The sequence below is a fragment of the Streptomyces sp. TLI_185 genome (genome assembly GCF_003814765.1).
Lineage (GTDB): Bacteria > Actinomycetota > Actinomycetes > Streptomycetales > Streptomycetaceae > Streptomyces.
On the sequence record NZ_RKRB01000001.1, the window covers coordinates 734,216 to 760,815 of the forward strand.

Consider the following 26,600-nt stretch of genomic DNA (forward strand, 5'->3'; position numbering starts at 1 on the left):
CGGCGGCGCACGGTGAGGACCATGAGGACGCGCACTCGGATCGCCGTCATCGGCGTCGGCAACGAGTTCCGGCGCGACGACGGCGTGGGCTGGGCCGTCCTCGCCCGGCTGCGGGAGCGGGCCGGGCAGCGGCCGCTGCCGCCGGGCACCGCACTAGCCACCTGCGACGGTGACCCCGGGCGGCTGATCGGGCTGTGGGAGGGCGCGGATCTCGCGGTGGTCGTGGACGCCGCCCATGCGCACCCGGGCGTGCCCGGCCGCGTACACCGCCTCGAACTCGACAACGGCCTCATCGCGCAGCCGCAGACGACCAGCTCGCACGGCCTCGGCCTCGGCGAGGCCGTCGAACTCGCCCGCGTCCTGGGCGTGTTGCCCGTCCACCTCGTCGTGTACGCGGTGGAGGGCGCCGAGAGCGCGCTGGGCAACGGCCTCTCCCCCGCGGTCCAGGACGCCGTGGAACCCCTCGTCCGGGCCGTCGAGTCCGAGCTCGCCCGGCACCGTGAGACCGCGGCCAGGAGGCCGGCATGACCGTGCGGCGCTTCCATGTGGAGGGGATCGTCCAGGGCGTCGGCTTCCGCCCGTTCGTGTACCGCACCGCGTCCGCGCTCGGCCTGGACGGCTGGGTGGCCAACGTCAACGGGCATGTGGAGGGCGAGGTCTCCGGACCGCTCGGCACCATCGACGAGTTCGCGGCCAGGCTGCGCACCGACGCTCCGGCCCTGGCCCGGGTGCGCCGCGTCCGGCTGGCCGGCGGCACCCCCCAGCCGGCGCACGGCCGGGGTTTCCAGGTACGGCACAGCGCGCCGGCCGGTGCGGAGACCGCGCCGCGCGAGATCCCGCCCGACGCGGCGATCTGCGACGCCTGCCTGGCCGAGCTGCACGACCCCCGCGACCGCCGCCACCGCTACCCGTTCATCAACTGCACGGACTGCGGGCCGCGCGCCACGATCATCGAGGACCTGCCCTACGACCGGATCCGCACCACCATGCGCCGCTTCCCGCTGTGCGCCCGGTGCGCCGCCGAATACGCCGATCCGGGCGACCGGCGCTTCCACGCCGAACCCGTCGCCTGCCCCTCCTGCGGTCCCCGGTTGGCCTGGGAGGACCTGCGTGCAGAAGAGGCGCTGCGGGCAGCGGTGAAGGCTGTCGAGGCGGGTGGGATCGTCGCGCTGAAAGGTCTCGGCGGCTACCAGCTCGTGTGCGACGCGGGCGATCCGGCGGCCGTGTCGGAGCTGCGGCGCCGCAAGCACCGTCCGGCAAAACCATTCGCCGTCATGGTCCGCGACCTCGTCACGGCCGCCCGCCTGGCGCAGATCGGCGCCACCGAGCGGCAGTCTCTGGTGTCCCCGGAGCGCCCGGTGGTGCTGCTCGCCCGGCGCCGGTGGCACGGCGCTGCCCCGCTCGCCCACGAGGTGCACCCCGGTCTGACCCGCATCGGCCTGTTCCTGCCCACCACCGGCCTGCACCACCTCCTCGTCGACGAGCTGGCCCGCCCTCTCGTGGTGACCAGCGGCAACCTCAGCGATGAGCCGATCGCCGTCGACGACGCCGAGGCCCGGCGCACGCTGACTGATGTCGCGGACGGCTTCCTCACCCACGACCGGCCGATCCGCTCCCGCTACGACGACTCGGTGGTGCAGTTCGCGGGACGGATCCGGATCACGGTCCGCCGGGCGCGCGGGCTCGCTCCCGCCCCCTTGCCGCTGTCCGTCCGTGAGCCGGTCGCCGGGGCCGGTGCGCAGCTCAAGCACACCTTCACCCTGGCCGCGGACGGCCGGGCCCATCTCGGCCCGCACACCGGAGACCTGGCCGACCTGGCGGCCCACGAAGCGTTCCTGGCGTCGTATACGCACCTCAAGCGGCTCACCGGCATCGAACCCGCGGTCCTCGCCCACGACCTGCACCCCGGTTATCTGTCCACGCAGTGGGCCGAGGCGCAGCCGCTGCGCCGCATTGCGGTGCAGCACCATCACGCACACGTGGCCGCCTGCGCGGCCGAGCACGGCGTGCAGGGGCACTTCCTCGGTGTCGCCTACGACGGCCTGGGGCTGGGCGACGACGGCACCCTGTGGGGCGGCGAGATCCTCGTCGCCGATCTGAGCGGATACCGTCGCGTGGGCAGGTTCGCGACCGCGCCCCTGCCCGGCGGCGACGCGGCGGTACGCCATCCTTCCCGCACGGCGCTGGGCCATCTGTTCGGCGCGGAGACGCTGGGCTCCCCGCGCCCGTATCCCTGGCTCACCCGGGCCTTCACGGACCGGCTCGATCCGGCCGAGGTCGCCGCCGTGCGGGCGATGGTCGCCAAGGGCGTGAACTGCCCCCGCGCCTCCAGCGCCGGACGGCTCTTCGACACGGTCGCCGCGCTTCTGGGGCTGTGCGACCGGGTCGGCTACGAGGGCGAGGCGGCCGTCCTGCTCGAAGCGGCCGCGGGCGCCGAGCACGCCGCGGCCCTGACCCATCGGGTGGTACGCGCGCAGGGCCTGTGGGTGTACGACTCCGCGCCGACGCTGGCCGATCTGCTGGAGCGGCGGCTGGCCGGGGAGCCGGTGGCCCGGCTGGCCGCGGCCTTCCATCTGACCCTCGGGATCGTCACCGCGGAGCTCGTCGCGCGGGCCGTGGCCGAGGGCGCGCCGCGCACGGTGTGCCTCGGCGGTGGCTGCTTCGTCAACCGCCGTCTGCTGACGGAGGTGAGGCGGCGGCTGCACGCGCAGGGGCTGCGCGTGCTGGTCGGCGGTCAGGTTCCGGTCGGGGACGGCGGCATCAGTTACGGGCAGGCGGCGGTTGCGGCCGCACGACTGGCCGGGGAGAGGTGAGCGCGTATGTGCCTGGGCATCCCGGGACGGGTTGTGGAGATCCACGACGATGCGGGGCTGCGGATGGCGACGGTGGACTTCGGCGGGATACGGCGCGAGGTGTGTCTCAGCTGTACGCCGGAGGCCGACGTGGGGTCGTACGTGATCGTGCATGTCGGGTTTGCGATCACCTTGGTCGACGAAGCGGAGGCCGGGCGGACGCTTGACGTGCTGCGAGCGATGGCCAGCGCCGTCGAGGGCGAGTTGGGCGAGCCCCTGCCATGACGTTCCGCCGGTGCTGGTCCAAAGGCGACAGTCCGTCCTCACAGTGCGGGCCGTCTGTGGCTGGTCGCGCCCACACGGCGGAGCGGCATATCGACGCAGCCCCGCGCCCCTTAGGGCGTTGGGGATCCGGTCGGCATGTTTGCCAGGGCCGGTTGGCCCCTGCCGACCGGCGTGAGCCCGGGCCGAAGCTGAAAGTGGAGCCAGCGACGAGGAGGAGCGACATGAGCGCAGCCCCGGCCGTCCTCGATCGGGACGGGCTTCGTGCCCTGGTCGCGGTGCTGGTGGCGGACGGACGGACCGTCGTCGGGCCGATCGTCCGCGACGGTGCGATCGTGTTGTCCGAGCTGACCTCGGCGGATGCGCTGCCTTACGGCTGGGGTGTCGAACTGGACGCCGGGCGGTACCGGTTGGTGCCACGCGAGGACGGCGCCGCCTTCGCGCACAGCGCGGGCCCCCAGTCCTGGAAGAACTTCCTGCATCCGTCCCGGGAGCGGCTGTGGAGTGCCGACCGGACGGCGGAGGGCGAGGTGACGTTCACCGCGCACGAGCCTGCCGCCCCGGCGTATGCCTTCCTCGGTGTCCGGCCCTGTGACCTGCGGGCCATCGCCATCCAAGACCGTGTGCTGACCGGCGGCCGGTACGAGGACACCGGCTACGGGAGGCGGCGGTCCGGCGCCCTGCTGATCGCCGCCGAGTGCACCGAGCCCGGGGCGACCTGCTTCTGCGTCTCCACCGGCGGCGGACCCGCCGCCGACCCCGGCTACGACCTAGCGCTCACCGAGGTGGTCGACGAGGACGGGCACCGGTTCCTGGTGCGCGTGGGCAGCGAGGAAGGCGCCCGGCTGCTGGAGCAGGTCCCCCACCACGGCGCAGACCTGGTCACGGAAGCCACCGCCCGCGCCTCGGTGGACGCAGCCCGCGAACGGATGGGCCGCTCGCTCCCCCCGGTCGACCTGCGCTCCCTGATGGGCGCGAGCCTGGACGCCGAACGCTGGAACGACGTCGCCGAGCGCTGTCTGACCTGCGGCAACTGCACCATGGTCTGCCCGACCTGCTTCTGCACCACCACGGAGGAGGTCACCGATCTGACCGGTGACCACACCGAGCGCTGGCAGCGCTGGGACTCCTGCTTCGACCTGGACTTCTCGTATCTGCACGGCGGTTCGGTGCGCCACTCGCCCCGCAGCCGCTACCGGCAGTGGCTCACCCACAAGCTCTCGACCTGGCACGACCAGTTCGACACGACCGGATGCGTGGGCTGCGGGCGCTGCATCGCCTGGTGCCCGGCCGGCATCGACATCACGGAGGAAGTGGCCGCACTGCAGGCCGAACGCGGAACGGAGTCAAACTGATGCCCCCCTCGATCGCCCTGCGCATGAACCACGCCCTGCCCGCCGAGCACCGCGAGCGGCTGCTGCGTGTCGGCCGCGAGGCCGCCTTCCCGCAGGACAGCCGACTGTTCGAGGAGGGCGGGCACGCGAACCGGTTCTGGATCATCCGCAGTGGGACGGCCGCCCTCGACATGCACGTCCCCGGCCGCCGTCCGCCGGTCGTCGAGACGCTCGGCATCGGCGATCTCCTCGGCTGGTCCTGGCTGTACGAGCCGTTCGTGTGGCAGCTCGGCGCGGGGGCGGTGACGTCCTTGCAGGCCTACGAGTTCGACGCCGTCGCCGTCCGTCTGATGTGCCTGGACGACCCCGAGTTCGGGCGTGCCGTGGAGCACTGGGTCGGCCGGGTGCTGGCCCACCGGCTGGATGCGGCCCGCGCCCGGCTGGTCGACCTGTACGGCGGCTACGACACGAAGGCCGAGCGATGACCGCGGTGCCGGTGCCCCACCGGGTGGTCGCCCGCCGGGCGGAATCCGCCGACACGGTCACGCTTCGGTTCGAACCGGTGGGCTCGGCGCTCCCCGACTTCCTGCCGGGGCAGTTCGCGATGGTGCACTCCTTCGGGCGTGGCGAGATTCCGGTGTCCGTCAGCTCCGTGCAGGCCACCGGCGGTCTCGCGCACACGGTTCGCTCCGTGGGGGCGGTCTCCGACGGGCTGTGCGCGGCCCGGGTCGGCGACGTCGTCGGCATCCGCGGTCCTTACGGCACCAGCTGGGAGTCGGTGCGGGCGCGTGGCCGTGACGTCGTGATCGTGGCGGGCGGCATCGGTTTCGCCCCGCTGCGGCCGCTGATCCTGGCAGTGCTGGCCGAGCCGGCCGCGTACGGGCGTGTGAACGTCCTGATCGGCGCGCGCACCCCGAGCGATCTGATCGCCCGGGCGGAGGTGGCGAGTTGGGCCACCGCGTACACCGGCGTGACGGTGGACCAGCCCGAGGTCGACTGGCGGGGCGACGTCGGCGTGGTCACCCAGCTGCTCGGGCGGGCGCAGTTCGAGCCGGAGGAGACGACGGCGTATGTGTGCGGTCCCGAGCCGATGATCCGGGCCACGTCCCGCGAACTCGCCCACCGCGGTGTGCCCCGCGACCGCATCCAGGTCTCGCTGGAGCGCAACATGCGATGCGCGACCGGTCACTGCGGCCACTGCCAGCTCGGTCCCCTGCTGGTGTGCCGGGCGGGACCCGTCGTGGACTGGGAATGTGCGGAACCGCTGCTCTCCGTAAGGGAGTTGTGAGATGACCGCCACGAAGACCAAGCCCCGGCTCGCGGTGTTCAAGCTGGCCTCCTGCGACGGCTGCCAGCTCACCCTGCTGGACTGCGAGGACGAACTCCTGGCGCTGGCGGGCGAGGTGGACATCTCGCACTTCCTGGAGGCGTCCAGCGCGGTGGAAGCGGGTCCCTACGACCTCTCCCTGGTCGAGGGTTCGATCACCACGGCCGAGGACGCCGAACGGATCCGGACGATCCGCGCCGCCTCGCGCCACCTGGTGACCATCGGGGCATGCGCCACGGCCGGCGGCATCCAGGCCCTGAGGAACTTCGCGGACGTCGACGAGTTCCGGCGCACGGTCTACGCACATCCCGAGTACATCTCCACCCTCGCCACCTCCACCCCCGTGTCGGCCCATGTCGACGTCGACTTCGAGCTGCGCGGCTGCCCGATCGACCGCAGGCAGCTCATAGAGGTGATCACCGCGTTCCTCGCCGGCCGCAAGCCGGACGTGCCGAACCACAGCGTGTGCTTCGAGTGCAAGCGGCGCGGCACGGTCTGTGTGACGGTCGCCCATGGCACGCCGTGCCTCGGTCCGGTCACACACGCCGGGTGCGGTGCGCTCTGTCCGGCGTACCACCGCGGCTGCTTCGGCTGCTTCGGCCCGTCCGGGTCGGTGAACCTGCCCGCACTGATCCCGCTGCTGCGCCGCGACGGCCTCGACGAGGACGACGTCGAGCGGTTCCTGCACACCTTCAACACGGCGGCCTTCGAAGAGGAGTTGGGCAAGTGACGCACCGCGGATCCCGTGTCCTGCACGTCGGCTCGCTGTCCCGGGTCGAGGGCGAGGGCGCCCTGCGTCTGAAGGTGCACGACGGCACCGTCACCGACGCACGGCTGGAGATCTACGAACCGCCGCGCTTCTTCGAGGCTTTCCTGCGCGGACGTTCGTACACCGAACCGCCGGACATCACGGCGCGAGTGTGCGGGATCTGCCCGGTGGCGTACCAGATGAGCGCGTGCGCGGCGATCGAGGACGCGTGCGGGGTGGCGGTCGACCCGGTGATCCGGGATCTGCGCCGGCTGCTGTACTGCGGGGAGTGGATCGAGAGCCAGGTCCTGCACATCTACCTGCTGCACGCCCCGGACTTCCTGGGACGTGCGAGCGCGATCGAGCTGGCCCGCACTCACCGGGCAGAGGTCGAGCGCGGGCTCAGGCTCAAGAAGGCGGGCAACTCCCTGATGGAGCTGATCGGCGGGCGGGCCGTGCACCCCGTCAACGTACGGCTGGGCGGCTTCCACCGGGTGCCGACGCGTGCCGAACTACGGCCGCTCGCCGAGCAGTTGAAGCAGGCGCTGGACGACGCGTGGGAGACCGTGCGCTGGGTGGCCGGCTTTGAGTTCCCGGATGCCGAGGTCGAGGCCGATCTGCTGGCGCTGGCCGCCCCGGACACGTATGCCATCGAAGGCGGTACGCCGACGGTGCTGCGCACGGACGGCTCCACTGCTTCCTTCCCGGTGCGTGAGTTCACCGGGCATGTCGCCGAGACCCATGTGGAGCACTCCACCGCGCTGCACTCGCGGCTGGACGGACGGCTGCATCTCACTGGCTCCCTCGCCAGGTTCGCGATCGGCGGTGCACGGCTGTCGCCGGTTGCGCTGGAGGCGGCCGTGGAGGCGGGGCTGGGCGATCCGCGCGAAGGCGCGGTGTGCCGCAATCCGTTCCGGTCGATCCTGGTGCGGGCGGTGGAGAGCGTGTACGCCGTCGCGGAGGCGCTGCGGATCATCGACGCGTACGAGCCGCCCACACAGCCGTACATGGATGTGCCCCCGGTCGCGGGCGTCGGCCACGGCGCCACCGAGGCGCCCCGCGGACTCCTCTATCACCGCTACGAACTGGACGCGGACGGTCTCGTGACCAGTGCGCTGCTGGTGCCGCCGACGGCGCAGAACCAGGGTGCGATCGAGGACGACCTGCGTCGGCTGGCCCAGCGGGCGATCGGCGAACGCGACCCGGACGACGCCGAGTTGACGGCCTTGTGCGAGCGGGCGATCCGCAACCACGACCCGTGCATCTCGTGCTCCACCCACTTCCTCGACCTGACGGTCGTGCGTACCTCGTCAGACACCTCGGAAGACATTTCGGGAGGCTGTGATGCCTGAATCTCCGTACACCGTGAGCGATGTGATGACGCACACCGTCGTCGCCGTCGGCAGTGAGGCGCCCTTCAAGGAGATCGTCGAACTGCTCGACCAGTGGAAGGTCAGCGCCCTGCCGGTCCTGGCGGGCGAGGGCCGCGTCGTGGGGGTGGTCTCCGAGGCGGATCTGATGGCCAAGGAGGAGTTCCGGGACACCGAAGAGGGTGATCCGGCCGCTCGGAGGAAGGCCGGCGCGATCACCGCGGGCGAGCTGATGAGCGCCCCGGCCGTGACCGTGCACGCCGACGCCTCGCTGGCGGAGGCCGCCCGGATCATGGCCCGTCGGCACGTCAAGCGGCTGCCCGTCGTGGACGGGGTCGGCCTGCTGCAGGGTGTGGTCAGCCGCAGTGATCTGCTGAAGGTCTTCCTCCGTGACGACGAGGAGATCGCCCAGGAGATCCGGCACAGCGTGCTGGGCCAGTTGCCGGTCACCACTCCCCTGACCGTGAGCGTGAAGGAGGGCGTCGTGACGCTGGCCGGCTCCCTGCCCGACCGGATGCTCGTGCCCGTGGTGGCGCGGGCTGTGCGGGCGGTGGAGGGGGTCGTGGACATCCGGCTCGACCTCACGCATCGATGACGGACGCGGAGGGCCGATGAAGTACCTCGACGAATACCGCGATCCCGTCCTCGCCCGGCGGCTGCTGGACGAGCTGCGGCAGACCGCCACGCGGCCCTGGCGGATCATGGAGGTGTGCGGCGGGCAGACCCACACGCTGGTGCGCCAGGGCATCGACGAACTGCTGCCCGCCGGGATGCGCATGATCCACGGGCCCGGCTGTCCGGTGTGCGTCACCCCGCTGGAGACCCTGGACCGGGCCATGGCGATCGCCGCCCGGCCCGGCGTGATCCTCACGAGCTTCGGCGACATGCTGCGCGTGCCCGGCACGGACACCGACCTGTTGTCGCTGCGGGCGCGCGGCGCGGACGTACGGGTGGTCTACGCCCCGATGGACGCCGTGCGCCTGGCCGCCGAGCAGCCCGACCGGGAGGTGGTCTTCCTCGCGGTCGGCTTCGAGACGACCGCCCCGGCCAACGCGATGGCGGTGCTGCACGCGGCCCGCCTCGGGCTGACGAACTTCTCGATGCTGGTCAGCCATGTCCTCGTGCCGCCCGCCATGACGGCGCTGCTCGAGGACCCCGACTGCGAGGTGCAGGCCTTCCTCGCGGCCGGGCATGTGTGTGCGGTGATGGGCTGGACCGAGTACGAGCCGATCGCCTCCCGCTACCGGGTACCGATCGTGGTCACCGGCTTCGAGCCGCTGGACCTGCTCGAGGGCATCCTGATGGCCGTGCGGCAGTTGGAGGCCGGCCGGGCCGAGGTGGAGAACCAGTACGTGCGGGCCGTACGGCGGACCGGCAACACCGACGCGCAGGACGCCGTCCGCGGGGTCTTCCGGGTCACCGACCGGGCCTGGCGCGGCATCGGGGCACTGCCCGACAGCGGTCTCGAACTGGCCGAGGAGTACGGGCAGTTCGATGCGGCCCGCCGCTTCGACGTGACCGGGCTGTGCCCCGTCGAGGACGCGGAGTGCATCGCGGGCGCCATCCTCACCGGGGCGAAGCTGCCGACCGACTGCGCCGCGTACGGCACCCGCTGCACCCCCCGCCACCCCCTGGGCGCACCGATGGTGTCGTCCGAGGGCACCTGCGCCGCCTTCCACGCGGCCGGACGCACTCCGACGAGGAGCACGGCATGAGCATCCAATGCCCCACCCCGAACCACGAGGACGAGGTCGTCCTGCTGGGCCACGGTGCCGGCGGACGCCTCACCGCGGAGCTGCTCGACCAACTCGTGCTGCCCGCCGTGGGCGGCGGCACGGGCCCGCTGGAGGATGCCGCACTGCTGCCCGGTCATCCCGGCCTGGTGATGAGCACGGACAGCTTCGTCGTCAGCCCGCTGTTCTTCCCCGGCGGGGACATCGGATCCCTCGCCGTGCACGGCACGGTCAACGACCTCGCCATGCGGGGCGCATGGCCGCAAGCCCTGTCCGTGTCCCTCATCGTCGAGGAGGGCCTGCCGCTGGCCGAACTGCGGTCGGTCATGGCCTCCTTGGGCAAGGCGGCGCAGGACGTGGGCGTGCCCGTGGTCACCGGGGACACCAAGGTGGTGGGCCGTGGTGCGGCCGACCGTCTGTTCATCAACACCACCGGCGTCGGGCAGCGGCACGAGCTGCTGTGCCCGTCGGCCGCGTTGGCCCGCGCGGGCGACGTGGTGCTGTTGTCCGGGCCGGTCGGGCTGCACGGCACGACCGTGCTGAGCACCCGTGAGGGGCTCGGCTTCGAGAGCGACATCTCGTCCGACACACGGCCACTGCACCGGCTGGTGCATGCCCTGGCGCCGCTGGGCGCCGCGATCCACGTGCTGCGCGACCCGACCCGGGGCGGGCTGGCCGCCGCGCTCAACGAGATCGCCCGGGACTCGTCCGTCGCCGTGGAGATCGAGGAGAGTGCCGTCCCGGTGCCCCAGGCGGTGGCCTCCGCCTGCGACCTGCTCGGTCTGGACCCGCTGGTCGTCGCCAACGAGGGCTGCCTGGTCGCCTTCGTCGACGCCGGCGCGGCCGAACGGGCGCTGGCCGCCCTGCGGTCGCTGCCGGAGGGGGCGCAGGCGGTGCAGATCGGCGAGGTGCTGCGGGAGGGGCCGCGCGGGCGGGTCACCCTGCGGACGCTGGTCGGCGCCCGCCGCATCGTGGACATGCCGCTCGGCGAGCAGCTGCCGCGGATCTGCTGAGGCTAGGCCCGGCGAGCGTCGTCGTGGACCAGGCCTGCGATGTGGGTGGTGACCGTGTCGAGGATGTCGGTCCAGGCCGATTCGTCGCCGAGGACGAGGTAGTTGAGGGTCAGCCCGTCGGTCATGGCGGCCAGGTAGCGGGCCAGCACCGAGGCGGGGACGGCGAGTTGGAGATCCATGGTGCGGCGCAACCCGTCGATGAGCTCGGCGTAGGCGGCGCCGTACAGCTCGTACTGCCGTCGCGCCAGGTGCTCGAAACCCGGCTCGCGCAGGGCGTACTGGGTGAGTTCGTAGGTGAGCATGTGCTCGTCGGGGTGGGAGCGCACATGGTCCCAGTACGCCTGGAAGCCGGCCCGGACGGTCTCCACGAGCGTGGCTCTGGGCCGCAGGGCCTGCTTCACCACGGTCACCGAGTGGTCGGTGAGGGTGGTGATGACGGCCTCGACCAAGGCCTGCTTGGAGTCGAAGCAGTAGTGGAAGACGCTCAGGGACACGCCCGCCTCGGCGGCGATGGACCGGGTCGTCGTTCTGGCGACGCCGTCCCGGGCCATCGCCCTGATCGCCGCTTCCGTCAGCTGTCTGCGCCGCTCGGCCGACGGCATGCGTGCCATGTGTGTCCTCGGTTGTGGTGACGGGCCTCAGGCGCTGTGGACGCCCACCTCGTAGAGCGAGTATCCCCAGTCGGTGCCGCGGCCGAGGCCGTGGATGCGGACGTAGCGGGCCGGTGTGCCGGTGAAGCGGGCGGTGTCCAGGCCGCCGTCGCCGGACGTGGTGGACCAGACGGTCTGCCAGTCGGTGCCGTCGGTGGAGAGTTCGATGCGGTACGACTTGCCGTATGCGCGCTCCCAGTCCAGCGTGACCCGGCTGACCCGGTGGGTTGCGCCCAGGTCGACCTGCCACCACTGGTCGTCGCTCCAGTCGCTGGCCCAGCGGGTGCCCTCGTCACCGTCGGCGGCCCGGCCCGGCTGGTAGCTGGTGAACGGGTTCCACTCGGACGAACTGGCGGTGGCACTCGCACCCTTGGCCAGATTGACCGATGCCTGGTGCTGCTCGGTCGCTCCCCAGGTGTCGAGGTAGGACTCGGCGCCCCGCATCAGGTCGTTCACCACGGCCTGGCCGCCGTTGAGTCGAATGTCCTCGATCCAGTCGGGGATCATGCCGACGTGGGCTGCGCCGTCGGTGTTGAAGTCGAAGGTGCGCTCACCGGTGGTCTGCCGGTCGATGACCGAGCCGCCGTCGGCGCTCTTGAAGGGGTAGGTGACCTTGTCGGGGGCGTCGGCGCCGCGCGGGGCCGGATGGTCGCCGATGCCGTTGAAGTCGGTGCCGTAGCCGTAGCCCACGTGGTACTTGTCGCGCAGCGCCTTGGTGCGGCCGGCCTCCGCGACGAACCCCTGGGAGCCGTGCATGTACTGGGCGACGAAGCCGCCGAGGGAGTAGACCCGCTCCGTCCAGTTCAGGTCCATCCAGCTGTGCGAGGAGAGCACGCCGGGGTAGGACCCGGCCTCGAAGATGTCCAGGGCCTGGCCGACCGCCTTGACGCCCATGTGGTCGATCTCCAGCATCATCTTGCGTTTCATCATGCCGCGCACGGCGTATGCGCCGAGGTCGGTGAGGCCGCGTTTGTTGCACTGGGCGTCGGAGTCGTACGAGGGGACGTCCACGCCCGCCGGCAGGTCCTTCTCCGCGGCGGAGGAGGCGGTGCCGATGGGGTTGTCGTGCTGGGGGCCGGTGCACTTCTCCGTCTGCCAGAAGGTGCCGGTGGAGAGGAACTGCCCTACATTGATGGCCGTTCCGAGGCCCCCCGAGTCGAAGCGGACGCCGCACAGCGCGTTGTCGAACTTGTGGCACAGGAACATCGAGCGCACGCCCATCGCGTACAGCTCGTCGAGCCCCTTGTCGATGTCGGCCTTGCTGCACTGCGGGATGTCCAGGATCTGCTTGCAGCCGAACGGCTCGGAGGTCTCCACGCCCAGGACGACGGCCAGCTTGCCCTGCTTGATCACCTCACGGGCCTGCGCGCTGTCGGTGACGATCCGGAACCAGCCCTTGCCGGGGCCTCCGTACATCTTGTCGATGTAGTCCTGCAGTTGGTACGTCAGCTTCGCCTGCAGCCGGATGGAGGTCATCTCGTCGCAGCTGCGGTCCTTGAAGGGGTAGACCGAGCAGATCATGCCGTTGGTGACGAGGTCGTTGACGAGCACCCGCTGTCCGCCGCGCCAGGCCCGCTCCAGCCAGGCGTAGTAGTTCGCCTGATGGGTCATCGAGTCGTACGCCGGCCAGTCCTTGAAGGTCGGCCAGCCGACCGGGTCGTGCCTGCCGTCGCCGCCGTGGGTGATGTAGTCGAAGATCGCGAGGGTGCCGTCGGGGTAGTGCTCGGGGCAGTCCTTGAGCGCGTCCGCGACCCCGGCCTCGGAGTACACCTTGCCGCAGATCAGCCTGCCCCCGAAGGCCTCGTTGGAGAACAGGTGGTTGTGCGCGTCGACGAATCCGCGCACGTCGCCCGCGGAATCGGTGCCGGTGAACGGCTCGCCGGTGACGTTGACCTGGGCGTCCGGGGCTGGGCGTGAGGCCGGGATCCACCAGTCGTTGCCGGCCGCGGAACTCGGCGCGGGGCCGAGGACCAGGGCCAGGAGAAGGAGAAGCAGCGACACCACGGTGACGTTCTTGCGCTTGCGATACGAGCGTCGAGTCGGCGTCACGGCCCACGTCCCTCGGTCGGCGGGATCGCGCGGTCGACCAACCCATGAGGTTGTCATGACCTGCGCAAGATATGGGACGAGGATGGGTGCGGGCACCTTCCGAGTCAAGGGTCCGGGACGCTTGACCTGATGGCGCGCGGCTCCCGCCGGCCACGCGCCACGAAGCCGTGCCCCTCAGCTGCCCGCACCGCGTTCAGTGCGCAGCCCGCTGTTCAGTTATTCGCCCGTTCCGCCACCAGTTCGCCGGCGACACGCGCCGACCATGCCTCGATCTCGGGGAAGTTGCGGAAGTCCCCACCCTTTCCGTTGCGCACGATCATCGTGGCGATGCGGCCCTTGGCACCCTCCTGCAGGCAGCCTCCGAAGGTGACATGTCCCCTGGCGTCGAGCCGGGTCATCGCTCGGCGCACACCCGGCACGGGCGGGATGTCCCGCTCCGAGGCCGAGGGGTCGAGCGGGCCGCTGCTGAAGAACCACAGCGGGCGTTCGGCCAGTGCGCGGCGGTGCCGGCGCACGAACCGGCGGGCGTCCTTGTGCCAGCGTCCGGCGTACAGTCCGCCGCCGACCACGACGGCGTCGTACCCCGTCAGGTCCACGACGGCCCCGGCCGGCAGTGCGGCGGCCGTGAGTCCCTCCTTGCGCAGGACCTCGGCCACGGCCTCGGCGATCTGCGCGGTCGATCCGTTCGTCGTCCCGTAGGCGACCAGCACGTTGACCGGCATGGCGGTCCGCCTCCTCTCACAGCTTGCGCAGCCAGTCGTCGGCCACGCCGTGCAGGGCCTGCTCCTGGGGCTGGATCCTGGCGTCGTCCAGCCGGTAGGTGAGCTTGTCGACGACAGCGACGACTCCGTCGATCTGACGGGTCATGGAGACGGCGATCTCCGTCTCGCTCTTGCGCTCCATGTGACCGGAGAGCGTGACCACGCCCTCCACCACCTGGACGTCGATGCTGCGCGGCGGCAGCCACAGCGTGCGCACCAGCACCTCTTCGACGACCTCGGTGCGGATGTCAGCGTCGGGCCGCAGGAAGACCTGGAGCAGGTCGCGGCGGGTGACGATGCCGACCAGCCTGTGCTCCTCGTCGAGGACGGGCAGCCGCTCGATGTGGTGCTGTGCCATGGTGCGGGCCGCCTCGACGATGGTGTTGTCGGCCTGCACCGTCAGGGGCGGCTCTGTCATCAGCTGACCGGCGGTGCGGGCCCTGACCTTCGTGGCCCGCTGCCGGGACGCACGCGTCACCGAGGCCGGCCAGTGGCGCTTCTTCGGCTCGAACGGGTCCGGCGTCTCGGCCTGGCGGACCATGAGATCCGTCTCGGAGATGACCCCGATGACCTTCTCGTCCTCGTCGACCACCGGCAGTCCGCTGATGCGGTGTTCGCCGAGCAGCCGTGCGACCTCCTTGAACGGGGTGCCGTACTCGGCGCGGACGACCTCCGTGGTCATCACGGAGCCGACCTTGTTGTGCTTCATGACGTTCCTCCTCAGCGCAGGCGGCGCAGATACGGGTCGTGGGGCCTGCGCGGCAGCAGGCGCACCCGTGCATCGAGCACGGTCACTCCGCCCGGTGTCGCGAGTACGGGGTTGAAGTCGGCCTCGGCGAGCTGCGGCAGGTCGCTCGCCATCCGGGACAGGCGCAGCAGCAGCTGTTCGAGGCCTTCGAGGTCGACGGGCCGCGCACCGTTCGCGCCGAACAGGAGCGGAGCACAGCGCGGCACCGTGATCAGGTCGTGCACGTCGTGGTCGGTGAGCGGGGCGAGGCGCGCGGCATGATCGGCGAGCACCTCGGTCGCGGTGCCGCCGAGGCCGAACAGCACGAGCGGGCCGAAGACCTCGTCCTGGACGACGCCCGCGAACAGTTCGGTGCCGCGGTCGGCGAGCGGCTGCAGCACCACACCCGTCAGCAGGCCGGCGAACCGGGTCTCCAAGTCCCGGAAGGCGGCGCGCACTTGGGAGTCGCCGCGCAGGTCGAGATGGACGGCGTGTTCGGCGGTCTTGTGCAGCAGACCGGGCCAGTGGCCCTTCATGACCACCCGGCCGTCGGCGCCGCGCAGCCGGTCGGCGGCAAGGACGGCATCGTCCTCGGTCTCGGCCCAGGCCCACGGCAATTGGGGTATGCCGTAGCAGTCGAGCAGTGCGGCGCACTCCCGCGGACCGAGCCAGCCGCCGTCCGGGAGGGCTTCGAGGTAGGTTTCGACGGCGGATCGGGCACGTGCCGTGTCGACGCCGTCGAGGTCGGGGACCGTCCCGGCGGGACGGGCGAGCCATTCCGTGCGGCGAACGGCATGGGCCAGCGCTCGTGCCGCCGCCTGGGGTTCGGCGTACGACGGGACGGTGCTGCCGTCGGTTGCGGGCAGCAGCTCCACGGGCAGTGCCTGTTCGAGGCGTACGGCGACCACCGCCTTCGGCCGGGGTCCGGACACCTGGGTCACGGCCCGTACGAGGTCGTCACCGGTGGCCGCGGCCACGGCGGTGGGTACCAGGGCGACCAGGACAGCGTCGGCGTCCCCGTGCCGCATGAGACGGTCGACGCACTGCGCGAGCTGGTCCTCCGTGACGGCCGCGGTGGCGTCGACGGGGTTGCCGGCGGCGGCGCCGCCGGGCAGCAGGGCGAGCAGGTCGTCGACCAGCTGCGGGGTGGGCGCGGGCACCGTCAGTCCGGCCTCGGCGCAGGCGTCCGCGGCGAGGACTCCTGCTCCGCCGGCGTTGGTGACGATCGCGATCCGGGGTCCGGCGGGCAGCGGCTGGGAGTGCAGCAGGGCCGCGGCGTCGAGGAGTTCACCGACCGAGCGGGTGGCGGTGATGCCGGCCTGGGTGAAGAGCGCCGCGCGGGTCATGGTGCGGGTGGCTGCCGCGGCGGTGTGCGAGGCGGCGGCGCGCCGGCCCGCGTCGGTGCGCCCCGCGTCGACGGTGAGCACGGGCATACGGCGTGCGACACGGCGGGTGGTGTGGGAGAAGGCCCGGGGGTTGCCGAACGACTCCAGGTGCAGCAGCGCCAGGCGGGTGCGGCCGTCGCTCTCCCACCACTGGAGCATGTCGTTGCCGCTGACGTCGTACTTGTCGCCGAGCGACGCGAAGGACGACACACCGATGCCCAGCCGGGACAGCCCGTCCAGGAGGGCGATGCCCACCCCGCCGGACTGCACGGCGACGCCGGCCGTGCCGGGGCGTGGGTGGTTCGCGGCGAAGGTCGCGTCCAGGCTCAGCTCCGGGTCGGTGTTGGACAGGCCCAGGCAGTTGGGGCCGACCAGTCGCATGCCGTAGGTGCGGCACGCCGTCAGGAGCGCCTGCGCCTGGTCGGCGTCGAGCCCGGCGGTGACCACGAGCAGGGCCCGTACGCCCGCCTTGCCGCACTCCTCGGCGGTGGCGGGGACCGCGGCGGCGGGTACGGCGACGACGGCGAGGTCAGGGGGCAGGGGCAGGGCGCTGACCGAGGGGTGGCAGGGCACGCCGAGGAGGGAGGTCGCGGCGGGGTTCACCGCGAACATGCGGCGGGTGTAGCCGCCGGCCTTCAGATGGTGCAGGATCGCCCGGCCCACGGAGCCCGGTTTGCGCCCGGCCCCTATGACGGCGATCACCTGCGGCCGCAGCAGGGGGCGCAGGCTGAGCACGTCGGCGGCCCGGCCACGCTCCTCGACCGCCGAGAAGTAGGTGTCGTCCTCGTCGAGCGCGATGGTGCAGCGCATCTCGGGGCCCTCGAAGCGCCGGCCGAGGTGCAGGCCGAGGTCGGCGAAGAGCCGGAGCACCTCGCGGTTCTCGCTGAGCGCGTCTGCGGTGAACGACGTGATGCCCTCCGCGCGTGCGGCGGAGACGAGGTGTTCGACGAGGAGGGTGCCGACGCCGCGGTGGTGCAGCCCGTCGGCGACCGCAATGGACATGTCGGCCTCGGTGCCGACGCCGCCGGAATCGTACTCGGCGAGACCGATCACCTGGCCCGCCCGCTCGGCCAGCAGCGCACGGTATCCCCGGCGGGGTGCGGCACAGGCACGGTCGGCGGCCATCTCGGCGGAACGCGGGCTGACACCGAAGAACCTCAGCCGCAGGTTCTCCGGGGACATCTCCTCGTACAGCCCCTGCAGTTGCTCATGGTCGGCTGCCACCGCCGGACGGATGCACACCGTGGTGCCGTCCGCGAGCAGGGCATGGACCGGGGGCGCGCTGGTCGTGTGGTCCGTCATCGCGGTCTCCTCCAGGTTTCTCTCCACCTCGAGCGTCCAGCGGAACGGGGCGAGGTCCCATGGGCTGACCGGCGGTGACACGGGGGCCGGTCGGCCCTCGGTGCCGGCTGCTCCACCGTTCGCCCGGCCTCGCAGGACCGTCTGTACGGCGCGCACGGCCGGTTCGGCGAGCGGCACCGTGGACGCGGTGCCCGGGAGCACCGCCCACCGCGCCGCATAGAGGGGCATGGTCCCGAAGACGGTGCGTGCCCAGGCAGATGGTCGGCGGCACACAGCTGATACCGGACGACCGCCGTGAACGCCATGGTCAGGGCGGTGTCCGTGCCGCCGAGAGGACGGGCCGGGGCCGGCAGGGCGACGGTGCCTGCGGCCATGACCGCGCCGGTCCGGCCGATGACGGACAGCCTCCGGGCGTCCAGGATGTGCGACCGTGTCCGGCGCCGTCGTCCGGGCGGCCCCCCTCTCGCCTTCGAAAGCCGGCGTCCGTCGCACGGCATCGCCTCGCAGGGGGCCATACGGGCCCAAGGGACGCACCGTCCGGCCCTCCCTCGCCGGTCGTGCGGCCGCCAGCCTTGAGAGTGGGAGGTATACGCGCGGCATTCGCCGTGCCGACACCGGAGGTGCGCCATGGCCGGACCTGTCGTCGTCGGGCTCGACGGCTCTCCCGCGAGCGTGACAGCCGCATGGTGGGCGGCACACGAAGCCGTGGTCCGGCACCTGCCCGTGCTGCTGCTGCACTCCTGGACCACCCAGCCGCTCGACGTGCCCGTCGCGCAGGAAGCCCTCAGCAAGCAGCGCCACGGAGGACGGGTGCTGCAGCGGACGGAGGCCGAGCTGCTGCACCGGCACGCCGGCCTCTCCATGGTCACGGAACTGGTCTCGGAGCCCGCCTCGAAGGCCCTCGTGGACGCGGGCGAGACCGCGACGCTCCTGGTGCTCGGCTCCCGAGGCCACGGCTCCGTGGCCGGCTTCCTGCTCGGCTCCGTCAGCCTGCACGTCCTCGGTCTGGCCCAGTGCCCCTCCGTGACCGTGCGGGCCGGCGATCCCGCCGTGGCGCACGGCTGGAGCCACCCGGCGGCGATAGACCGGCAGGAGGTCGTCGTCGGTGTCCAGCAACCCGCGCCGACCGCGGATGCGCTGCTGGAGTTCGCCTTCACGGCAGCCGAGGCCCACGGAGTCCGGGTGCGCGCGGTCCGGGCGCTGCCGCCGTCGTCGCTGGTGACGCATCCGCACGCACCCAGTCCCGGGGACGGCTACGAGGCGGACGAACGCACACGGCTCGCCGCCGACCTCGCGCCGTGGCAGGAGAAGTTCCCCGGCGTCGAGGTCGTCGACCATGTCGCCCGGGGTTCTGCGTCACAGGTTCTGCTCGCGGCATCCGCGCGCAGCAGGCTCACCGTGGTGGGCCGCCGACGCCATCCCTCGCCGCTCACCTGGAAGCTCGGCCCCGTCGCACACGCGGCCCTGCACCACCTGCCGTGCCCCGTCGCCGTGGTAACGCACGACTGACCCGCAACCAGCCGCCCGATCGAGGCTTGTCATGGACCGAAGCACCATGGGGAAACAGCAGCAGTGCCGGCTGTTCGGCGCGGCGGGGCTCGAACCCGTCCTGCTGACCGTGACGGCGGCCGCACTCGTCGCCGGCGGCGTCGGCCGGCTCGCCGGCGCTCCCGGTCTCGCCGATCTGTGCTGGGCTCTGGGCACCGTCGCCGCCGTGGGCCCGGCGCTCGGCTGGGTGCCGGCCGACCTGCGGCGCGGCCACGCCGGCGTCGACGTGATCGCTGTGCTGGCACTCGGCGGCCCTTTGCTCGTGCACGAGTACCTGGCCGGAGCGCTCATCGCGCTGATGCTCACCATTCAACATTCCGGACAAGGCCGACCAGATACACAACCGCAGGAAGCGAGCGTCCGAGCGGTGGCCGGCCACCGAAGTGCGCCCCAGAGGACCACAAGACCCGGCACGCGGTCGAGTGCGGCATCAATCGCCTCAAGAGACATCGAGCCGTGGCCACCAGGTACCACAAACGCGTCGGCCGCTACGAGGCTACCGGCCTCGTAGCCGCCATCAACGAGTGGTTGTGACGTACTGGTCCGACGACAACTCGAACACCCGGACTCGCCGACCCCCGGTGGGATTGACGGTCTCGCGAACGGGATGCATCCCCAGTTTGGTCATGATCCGTTCGGAGGCCTCGTTGCCCACTTGAGCGATGCTGACGATCCGGTCCAGCCCTCGCTCTTCGAACCCGAACCGTACGGCGACTGCAGCGGCCTCGGTGGCCAAGCCCTGCCCCCAGTGAGAACGCCCCAGCCGCCAGCCGACCTCAACCGCCGGTAGCACCTCCGGCAAGTAGTCGGGCACCGAAAGGCCGGTGAACCCGGCCAGCTCGCCAGTGGACCGGATCTCCACGGCGAACAGGCCGAAGCCCTGTGACTCCCACTCGCTCTCCCACGCCTGGATCCCGCCGCGAGTCTGCTGTTCGTCACGGACACTGCCGTCACGGATCCACCGCATGACTTCGGGGTCGGCATTGATGGCAGCCATGGGCGCAACGTCTTCCTCGCGCCAGCGACGCAGGATCAACCGGGGAGTCTCAAGCGTGACCATCCAATCATTCTGGATCACCGGCTGGACCAGGCGGTGCCGGCGACACCGCGGGGGGCGTTCTCGCTGCGGGGCGGGCGTGCTGCCTTAGGCGGTTCGATGGTGCCGGGGGCGGGAGGTCGCCGGCCCCCCGGGCCCTGGATCAGCTGCAGTGGCCGGAGTCTTCGGCTGAGGCGTTGCCGATGGTGCCGCCCCAGGCGACGCAGGAGTCGCGGCCCTCGACGTAGACCGGGCCGGCGTAGCTCGTGTACGTGCCGGAGTCCACGGCGGGCTCGTCCGAGTCGCCGAGGGCGTCCAGGGTCACCCTCATGTTGATCCTGCTGCCCACGGCGTTGCGGACGGTGACGGCGCAGTTCTTGCCGGTCGATGCGTTCCAGGTCAGGAACACCTTGCCGGAGTTCCCGACCGGCGTGGAGTCGATGACCGTGTAGCCGGAGCCGCAGGCACCGTTGTACGTCGCCGCGGCCGCCGCCTTGGCGGTGGGCTTGGTGGTGGCCGCCGAAGCCGGAGTGGTCGCGGCGAGGGTGCCTCCGAGGGCCAGCGCAGCCAGGGCGGTGGCGGTGACGGCGCGACGGGACAGTTTCATGGTGTTCCCCCTGCTGATGTGTTCGACGAGGTGTCATGTGGGTCAATGCCACCGGGACGGCTGGTCGTTGCCCCCCACGCATGGTGAGATCAGGGAGCGCCTACGAGGGTGGGCCGTTGTGTCGCTGTTCTGTCGCGGCATGCCTGGCGGGCCATCAGGTCACGAACCATTCACCTGTGACCGGTAAGCCCGTGTGTTTCTCTCATCCCGTCATGCCCACACCACTCTGCGACCTCAGCAACACACGGTCCATCTTTTCGAAGAGCATCGAAAGGATGGACCTGGACGGACTCCTGTCGGCGGCAGCCGCAATTGGCCGCCGCAGGCTGCTGACTCCATTGGGACCCGAACGGAATTTCAGCAGCGGGCATGGAGCGCCGATGTGCCGGTATGCGGAGAGCCCCCGTGCTGATTGCATGCGACGCGCTCTTTACTGGCGTTCTCTGGCTTCGCCGGCCACGGACGGCCGGTGAGGCACCGGCAGTTGTGGGGAAGTCGCTGGCGCGGGGTAGCTGCGGGGCGTCAGGACTCCTTCCATCTGATCCCACACCTCCGGCTGGCGTTTGCCTGGCCCGCGGGTGACCACGTGTGGGAGGGCACCGGGAAGACCTGAAGCTCTCCTTGCGGATGCGAATACGAGACGCGCTCTGCGTCAGCAACCGCATGGGCCCGTTCGGTGTCGTGATCACGTGGCTGGGAATGGGACCGACCTGGGCTTGTCCCGGAGGCGGGGCGGACACCTGCAGGTCCTGCTGCACCACCGCCGGGCAGAGCAGCAGCAGGCCGAGCAGCTCGCCCTCAGCCGGCATGAGGAGGCCTGCCGGGCTCGTGCGAATGGCGAGCGCCTCGGAGCCCAGGTCCGGTCATCGGAGCAGCCCCGCCGATGAGGCAGGCAGCCTCCCACAGGTCCCAGCGGTAGACCGCCTCGCGCAGACGGGAGAAGAGGCGGTGTTCGAAGGCGAGGATCTCTTCCGCGGGCGGGGCCGACCGATGGTCGAGGACGGCGACATCGTGCAACTGGTCACTGCCCTTGGCGGCATCGAGCGCGCCAGAACGCTTCGGTGCCCATGGCGGGCAGAGTCTGCCAGGGGCGCTACGACAGCCTCCTCCGCACCGGCGCGGAGGTTGAAACTCAAGGTCAGATCCTGTTCCTGACACTCCCATCGGGAGCTCCGGCGGAGGCCTTTGGGGCGTTGTCGCGCCACGCTCAAGGCCACCCTTTCGATCCTCGTCGAATAGCTGGATCGCCCGCTTGAGCGCCTGCAGAGTGGTGCTCGCCTCAGACGCAGCGAGATCTGTCGACACCGGCGGTGAAGCGGTTCGTGTGCGCCATTTCCGCGGGGACAACTGCGGGGTTGTAAAGGCGATCGCGCAGTCCTTGCGTGAAATGCCTGCACATCCCCTCAGGGTCGATGGCTTCGTCCCGCGTGCGATGAGCGGTCAATCGCCGGTGTGGGAGGGGGCGGAACGCTTGGAGAACGGATGGGTGAGTGGACAGCATCTTCTCAGGTGAAGGGCATTCCATCGGCGGGTTCCTCTGCGAACGCTGGACCGAAATGTGCGACGGGCTCGGCCTGCCGGAGGCCATGAGCGGGCCTGTGACGGACCAGGTCCACGATCTTCTGCGGCCATGGGCCGACATGCCCGTCGGGCAGGCGTGCCCGTTCCCCTCGTACGTCGCCGGTGACGGTTTCCCCGCAGAAATGTCGGTGAAGTGGTCCCAGGGGAGACCGGAGTTGCGCATCTTGTTCGAGGCGCTGGGCGCCAACAGGCCCATCACCGCGGCTTCCAACCGGACCGCCGCGGCGGCGCTGACGGACCGGTTGGCCGGGGAGCCGCTGGTCAGTCTCGACCGCTACGGGAAGGTAGCCGATGTGTTCGCGCCGGGCGCCGGCCCGGGGACAGTGCCAGTACCCGTGTGGCACTCCCTGGCCTGGCAGCCAGGGCGCCCTCCGGCCTTCAAGATCTATTTCGGGCTGTACGCCGTGTCCCTGCAGGAACGTTACGCTCTGGTGAGCGAGGCGATGGAACGCCTCGCGATGGGCGCCGCGTGGGCCGATACCTGCGCACGGGTGGCCCGAGGGACACAGACGGACGGAGCCGAGCGCGAACTGGAGTTCTTCGCCCTCGACCTGGACACCAGCGCGCGGGCTCGGGCCAAGGTCTACTACCGCAATCACACCAGCAGCGTCGCGGTCCTTGAACAGATGGCCTCGCTCGCCCGGGCCCATGAACCGGACAGGGCTCGCTCGGCTTTCCGGACTCTGCTCGGCACAGGCCCCGAAGCCGCCGGGAAAGCCCCGCTGACCTGCTTGGCCTTTCGGCCGGACGCCGCATGCGCCGACGAGTCGACCACCTACTTCCGGGTGTCGAGTTTCACCGCGTCCGATGAGGAAGCCGCGGCCAGGATCGGCGCACTGATGGTGCACGAGGGCCTCGACTCGCAACGTCACCACGCCCTCCTCCACGCCGTGGCGCCACGGCCGCTGAACCAGAGCCGGGGCCTCCAGGAGCTGGTCAGCTACCGCTCGCTCGGCCATGACGGCGATGTGTCCGTCTACTTCAGGTTTCCGGTCTACCCCCTTCAGGCCGACGAGCCCAGCCCGCCGCCACAGCCGTCCCAAAGCGCCCTCCTGGAGGACGAATCCCTATGACCACCATGCCCGCGCCCCTACGGGAAGTCGCCGACAGGAACGAACAGCACGTCCGCGACTACCGCGCCAGTGACCTGATCGTCCTGCTGGAGGACCCCACAACACCGTCAGCCACCAAGGACGCCGTACTGGCACACGTGGCACCGTGGTCGGACGCGTTCCAACGGATGATCAGTGCCCGGGTCGCGTTCGAGACCGACCCGCAGCTCAAGGAACTCGCCCTGCAGCACCAGCAGGAGGAGCTCGGCCACAACGACATCCTGGCGGACAGCCGCCGCACCAGCCGGACCGCCGACTGGGACCCGGTCGTCGAAGCCGGAGCCGCCTGGTTCGTCGACCAGTTCCGCACCCTGCCCGGACTGCAGCGTGTCGTCCTGGCCCACCTCGTGCTGGAGGCCGGCAGCCTCACCTTCAGTAATGCCGGCTCCCTGGCATTCCCCGGCAACGCCTACTTCGCGCTGCACGACGAAGCGGACGAGGAGCACATCGAGATGGGCTACCGTCTGCTCTCCGAGCGCCCGGAGTGGCAGCTCGGCGATGTCACTGAACTCCTTGACCGCGCCTGGCAGATCATCACCATGGTCTCCGACCGGATCGCCGAGCTGGCGCGCCGCGACACCGCCGCCCCAGCATGAGCACGTTCCCCCAGGAGGCCCTCGACGCAGGCTCCGCCACAAGGATCGCCGAACGCTGCGCGAGGCTGTTCCGGCAAGCCCTCGGCAGCCGCCTCGTCGCGGCCTACGCCCTGGGAAGCCTCGCGCACGGAGGGTTCGCACCCGCCGTCAGCGACATCGACCTCGGACTGGTTCTGACGGACCGCCATCACGACGACGACCGGACCATCCACCGTGCAACCCGCGACCTCCAGGAGAAGGACAGCTCCCACCAGCGCCTGTCGGTGTTCTGGAGCTCTCTGCCGGCCCTGCGCACGAACCGGGACGACGGCAGATTCCCAGCTGTCGACCGGCTAGACCTCAAGACCAGCGGCAAGCTGCTCCTGGGCGAGGATGTACGCCAGGATGTGAAACAACCGGGCGCCGACACGCTGCTGACCGACAGCGTCCGCTTCGCGCTTGAGGTGCTCGCGACGGGCCCCGTACTGGCCGAGTTCCACAACCCCGCGCGCCTGGCGAACGACATCAGACGGTTCACCAAGGCTGTCCTGCTCCCCCTCAGGTTCCTCTACACCGCCGCCACTGCGGATCCCGGATCCACCGACGACGCGATCCGTCACCACCTCGCACACCCCTCACCGGTAGCCGTGGAGCTCGTCCGTGCCGCGACGGACGCACGCCACGGACAGCCGGCCTCGGCAGAGCACCTCACCGAACTCCTCCACGCCGAGCTCGTTCCGCTCTACCTCCACTACATCGACAGCTGCCTTCCCAGACTGACTCCCGCAGACAGCGACCTGTCACAAAGCCTCACCCACTGGCGCGCACGACTCCTGGACCGGTAGAACCCACACCCCGCACACCGACCTCCACGGCCCGACCTCCCAGATCAGGGCCTCGGACACATAGCAGGCACCTCACCGGCTCCACCGTGACCCCCGGCCCGAGTGAAGGTCATATGCGGTGATCCGATCGCCTGACAGTCACAAGATCTGCCGGGCAGGCCATAGTTCTGGCTCGCCACTACGGCGTCGCCTCGTCCGAGCTACCGCAACCGCACGTGGCCGCCTCCACGGCTTCAGCGAAGCTCGGGCCAGGGGTATGGGGTCTGCGGTGCGCCGGACGAGGGCCCAGGGGACGGGTTCGGCGTCCTCGACGGGTATGAAGGCGAGGCCGGGCCATGGGTGGAAGCGGACGGCTTCGGCTGCGACGCCGACCACTCCCCTGTCCGCGGCCTCGATGGCCGGCGATTCGTGCCGGGTGGTGGGCACGGGGCCGCGCGGGATCGGACGGCCCGCGGGGGTGTGGAACGGCTGGAAGGACGCTTCGAGGCCTCCCCGGCAGGGAGCTGCCGGGGAGGGAAGGAGCAGTGGTCGCCGAGGTCCTCCAGCCGGATCGAGTCGCGTCCGGCGTACGGGTGAGTGGCGGCCGCCATCAGATACACCGGCGAGACGTGGGTGACCCGGCCAACGGTCAGGTCGCGTTCCTGCACCTGCTGCCAGAGCAGGGTCCATCGAGGCGAACAGCCTGGTCCCCGTCATCGAGGTTGTGCAGGTGCGTCAACGGACCACCGTCGCTCATGATGGAGAGGGAGCCGAACCACGCTTGGAGTTCACGTCTGCAGAGGTGAGCAAAGCCATGAAGGTGGGAGTGCTGACCGGCGGCGGCGACTGTCCCGGTCTCAACGCCGTGATCCGCAGCGTCGTCCGCAAGGGCGTCCAGGAGTACGGCTTCGACTTCGTCGGTCTCCGCGACGGCTGGCTCGGTGCGCTGCGGGGCAACGTGGTGCCACTGGGCATCCCCGAAGTGCGCGGGATCCTTCCCCGCGGGGGCACCATCCTCGGCTCCTCCCGCACCAACCCGTTCAAGCACGAGGACGGGGTGCAGCGCATCCAGGAGACCCTGGCCGCGCACGATGTGGACGCGCTCGTCGTGATCGGCGGTGAGGACACGCTCGGTGTGGCCACCCAACTGAGCCGTCACGGGATCGATCTGGTGGGCGTGCCGAAGACCATCGACAACGACGTGTCCGGTACGGACTACACCTTCGGCTTCGACACGGCCGTCGGGATCGCGACGGAGGCGATCGACCGTCTGCACACCACTGCCGAGTCGCACATGCGAACCCTGGTGGTGGAGGTGATGGGCCGGCATTCCGGGTGGATCGCGCTGCAGGCCGGTGTGGCGGGCGGAGCCAACGTGATCCTCGTGCCGGAGCGGCCCTTCGACATCGACCAGGTGTGTGCATGGGTGAAGAGCCGGTTCAGGATCAACTACGCGCCGATCGTCGTGGCGGCCGAGGGGGCCGTCCCCAAGGACGGACGGATGATCCTCAAGGACCGGACACTGGACGAGTTCGGCCATGTGCGGCTGTCGGGCATCGGCGAGTGGCTGGCCCAGGAGATCGAGCAGCGCACGGGCACGGATGCCCGCACCACGGTACTCGGTCACATCCAGCGCGGCGGCACCCCCAGCGCCTTCGACCGCTGGCTCGCCACGCGCTTCGGGCTGCACGCCGTCGACGCGGTCAACGACGGTGACTTCGGCATGATGGTGGCCCTGCACGGCACCGAGATCACCCGTATTCCCCTCGCCGAGGCCACCGCGCGCACCAAGCTGGTGGATCCTTCGCTGTACGACGAGTTCCAGGTGTTCTTCGGCTGAGGCC

At 70.9% G+C, this 26,600-nt stretch carries 24 protein-coding genes; 17 read left to right on the forward strand and 7 right to left on the reverse strand.

Features of this window, described 5'->3' with window-relative positions; all coding sequences use genetic code 11:
• Window positions 1-21 precede the first annotated feature (21 nt).
• The 11 genes from EDD92_RS03300 (at window position 22) to hypE (ending at window position 10,599) form a co-directional block, all read left to right on the forward strand.
• Window positions 22-528: a hydrogenase maturation protease gene (locus tag EDD92_RS03300; RefSeq protein WP_123962908.1), complete on the forward strand. Its 507-nt coding sequence runs from the start codon at window positions 22-24 to the stop codon at window positions 526-528.
• Window positions 525-2,813, forward strand: a complete 2,289-nt coding sequence (gene hypF / locus EDD92_RS03305; protein ID WP_123962909.1) for a carbamoyltransferase HypF — start codon at window positions 525-527, stop codon at window positions 2,811-2,813. Before EDD92_RS03300 ends, hypF begins: the two co-directional genes overlap by 4 nt.
• 6 nt (window positions 2,814-2,819) lie before the next feature.
• The gene (locus tag EDD92_RS03310) at window positions 2,820-3,077 is read left to right on the forward strand and encodes a HypC/HybG/HupF family hydrogenase formation chaperone (protein ID WP_123962910.1); all 258 of its coding nucleotides are present in this window, start codon (window positions 2,820-2,822) and stop codon (window positions 3,075-3,077) included.
• Between the two features lie 221 nt (window positions 3,078-3,298).
• On the forward strand, window positions 3,299-4,429 hold the full coding sequence (locus EDD92_RS03315) for a 4Fe-4S dicluster domain-containing protein (protein ID WP_123962911.1): 1,131 nt from the start codon (window positions 3,299-3,301) through the stop codon (window positions 4,427-4,429).
• Window positions 4,429-4,893, forward strand: coding sequence for a Crp/Fnr family transcriptional regulator (locus EDD92_RS03320; RefSeq protein WP_123962912.1), 465 nt, complete (start codon window positions 4,429-4,431; stop codon window positions 4,891-4,893). The genes EDD92_RS03315 and EDD92_RS03320 overlap by 1 nt, the downstream gene beginning before the upstream one ends.
• Window positions 4,890-5,696 (forward strand): FAD/NAD(P)-binding protein, encoded by an 807-nt coding sequence (locus tag EDD92_RS03325; RefSeq protein WP_123962913.1) that lies wholly within the window; start codon window positions 4,890-4,892, stop codon window positions 5,694-5,696. Before EDD92_RS03320 ends, EDD92_RS03325 begins: the two co-directional genes overlap by 4 nt.
• Before the next feature lies 1 nt (window position 5,697).
• Window positions 5,698-6,465, forward strand: a complete 768-nt coding sequence (locus tag EDD92_RS03330) for an oxidoreductase (RefSeq protein WP_123962914.1) — start codon at window positions 5,698-5,700, stop codon at window positions 6,463-6,465.
• The gene (locus tag EDD92_RS03335; protein WP_123962915.1) at window positions 6,462-7,835 is read left to right on the forward strand and encodes a Ni/Fe hydrogenase subunit alpha; all 1,374 of its coding nucleotides are present in this window, start codon (window positions 6,462-6,464) and stop codon (window positions 7,833-7,835) included. Before EDD92_RS03330 ends, EDD92_RS03335 begins: the two co-directional genes overlap by 4 nt.
• Window positions 7,828-8,448, forward strand: coding sequence for a CBS domain-containing protein (locus EDD92_RS03340; protein ID WP_123962916.1), 621 nt, complete (start codon window positions 7,828-7,830; stop codon window positions 8,446-8,448). The genes EDD92_RS03335 and EDD92_RS03340 overlap by 8 nt, the downstream gene beginning before the upstream one ends.
• Window positions 8,449-8,464: 16 nt before the next feature.
• Window positions 8,465-9,568, forward strand: coding sequence for a hydrogenase formation protein HypD (gene hypD, locus EDD92_RS03345; RefSeq protein WP_123962917.1), 1,104 nt, complete (start codon window positions 8,465-8,467; stop codon window positions 9,566-9,568).
• Complete coding sequence (gene hypE, locus EDD92_RS03350) at window positions 9,565-10,599, forward strand: hydrogenase expression/formation protein HypE (protein WP_123962918.1); 1,035 nt, start codon at window positions 9,565-9,567, stop codon at window positions 10,597-10,599. Before hypD ends, hypE begins: the two co-directional genes overlap by 4 nt.
• 2 nt (window positions 10,600-10,601) lie before the next feature.
• Here hypE and EDD92_RS03355 read toward each other — a convergent pair whose 3' ends face one another.
• The 5 genes from EDD92_RS03355 to EDD92_RS03375 form a co-directional block, all read right to left on the reverse strand.
• Entirely contained in the window at window positions 10,602-11,210 is a 609-nt protein-coding gene (locus EDD92_RS03355) for a TetR/AcrR family transcriptional regulator (protein WP_123962919.1), read from the reverse strand.
• A gap of 27 nt (window positions 11,211-11,237) precedes the next feature.
• Window positions 11,238-13,298 (reverse strand): discoidin domain-containing protein, encoded by a 2,061-nt coding sequence (locus tag EDD92_RS03360; protein WP_260326291.1) that lies wholly within the window; start codon window positions 13,296-13,298, stop codon window positions 11,238-11,240.
• A 212-nt stretch (window positions 13,299-13,510) separates the two neighbouring features.
• Complete coding sequence (locus EDD92_RS03365) at window positions 13,511-14,020, reverse strand: flavodoxin domain-containing protein (RefSeq protein WP_123962921.1); 510 nt, start codon at window positions 14,018-14,020, stop codon at window positions 13,511-13,513.
• A gap of 16 nt (window positions 14,021-14,036) precedes the next feature.
• Window positions 14,037-14,768: a CBS domain-containing protein gene (locus EDD92_RS03370; protein WP_123962922.1), complete on the reverse strand. Its 732-nt coding sequence runs from the start codon at window positions 14,766-14,768 to the stop codon at window positions 14,037-14,039.
• Between the two features lie 11 nt (window positions 14,769-14,779).
• Window positions 14,780-17,473, reverse strand: a complete 2,694-nt coding sequence (locus EDD92_RS03375) for a bifunctional GNAT family N-acetyltransferase/acetate--CoA ligase family protein (RefSeq protein ID WP_123970247.1) — start codon at window positions 17,471-17,473, stop codon at window positions 14,780-14,782.
• Between the two features lie 627 nt (window positions 17,474-18,100).
• Between EDD92_RS03375 and EDD92_RS03380 the strand changes: the two genes are divergently transcribed.
• Together EDD92_RS03380 and EDD92_RS52330 are read left to right on the forward strand one after the other, a co-directional pair.
• The gene (locus EDD92_RS03380; RefSeq protein WP_123962923.1) at window positions 18,101-18,982 is read left to right on the forward strand and encodes a universal stress protein; all 882 of its coding nucleotides are present in this window, start codon (window positions 18,101-18,103) and stop codon (window positions 18,980-18,982) included.
• 31 nt (window positions 18,983-19,013) lie between these two features.
• The gene (locus EDD92_RS52330; RefSeq protein ID WP_399181727.1) at window positions 19,014-19,532 is read left to right on the forward strand and encodes a hypothetical protein; all 519 of its coding nucleotides are present in this window, start codon (window positions 19,014-19,016) and stop codon (window positions 19,530-19,532) included.
• Between the two features lie 6 nt (window positions 19,533-19,538).
• Here EDD92_RS52330 and EDD92_RS03390 read toward each other — a convergent pair whose 3' ends face one another.
• Complete coding sequence (locus EDD92_RS03390; protein WP_123962924.1) at window positions 19,539-20,081, reverse strand: GNAT family N-acetyltransferase; 543 nt, start codon at window positions 20,079-20,081, stop codon at window positions 19,539-19,541.
• Window positions 20,082-20,220: 139 nt separating this feature from the next.
• Window positions 20,221-20,664 carry a spore-associated protein A gene (locus tag EDD92_RS03395; protein ID WP_123962925.1) on the reverse strand — a complete coding sequence of 148 codons (444 nt, stop codon included), beginning with the start codon at window positions 20,662-20,664 and terminating at the stop codon, window positions 20,221-20,223.
• Window positions 20,665-22,154: 1,490 nt separating this feature from the next.
• Between EDD92_RS03395 and EDD92_RS03400 the strand changes: the two genes are divergently transcribed.
• The 4 genes from EDD92_RS03400 to EDD92_RS03415 all read left to right on the forward strand — a co-directional run bounded on the left by EDD92_RS03400 (window position 22,155) and on the right by EDD92_RS03415 (window position 26,596).
• Window positions 22,155-23,318, forward strand: a complete 1,164-nt coding sequence (locus tag EDD92_RS03400) for a tryptophan dimethylallyltransferase family protein (RefSeq protein WP_123962926.1) — start codon at window positions 22,155-22,157, stop codon at window positions 23,316-23,318.
• Complete coding sequence (locus EDD92_RS03405) at window positions 23,315-23,953, forward strand: hypothetical protein (RefSeq protein WP_221268076.1); 639 nt, start codon at window positions 23,315-23,317, stop codon at window positions 23,951-23,953. Before EDD92_RS03400 ends, EDD92_RS03405 begins: the two co-directional genes overlap by 4 nt.
• Window positions 23,950-24,777, forward strand: a complete 828-nt coding sequence (locus tag EDD92_RS03410; RefSeq protein WP_123962927.1) for a hypothetical protein — start codon at window positions 23,950-23,952, stop codon at window positions 24,775-24,777. Before EDD92_RS03405 ends, EDD92_RS03410 begins: the two co-directional genes overlap by 4 nt.
• A gap of 793 nt (window positions 24,778-25,570) precedes the next feature.
• Complete coding sequence (locus tag EDD92_RS03415; RefSeq protein ID WP_123962928.1) at window positions 25,571-26,596, forward strand: 6-phosphofructokinase; 1,026 nt, start codon at window positions 25,571-25,573, stop codon at window positions 26,594-26,596.
• Window positions 26,597-26,600: the final 4 nt, after the last annotated feature.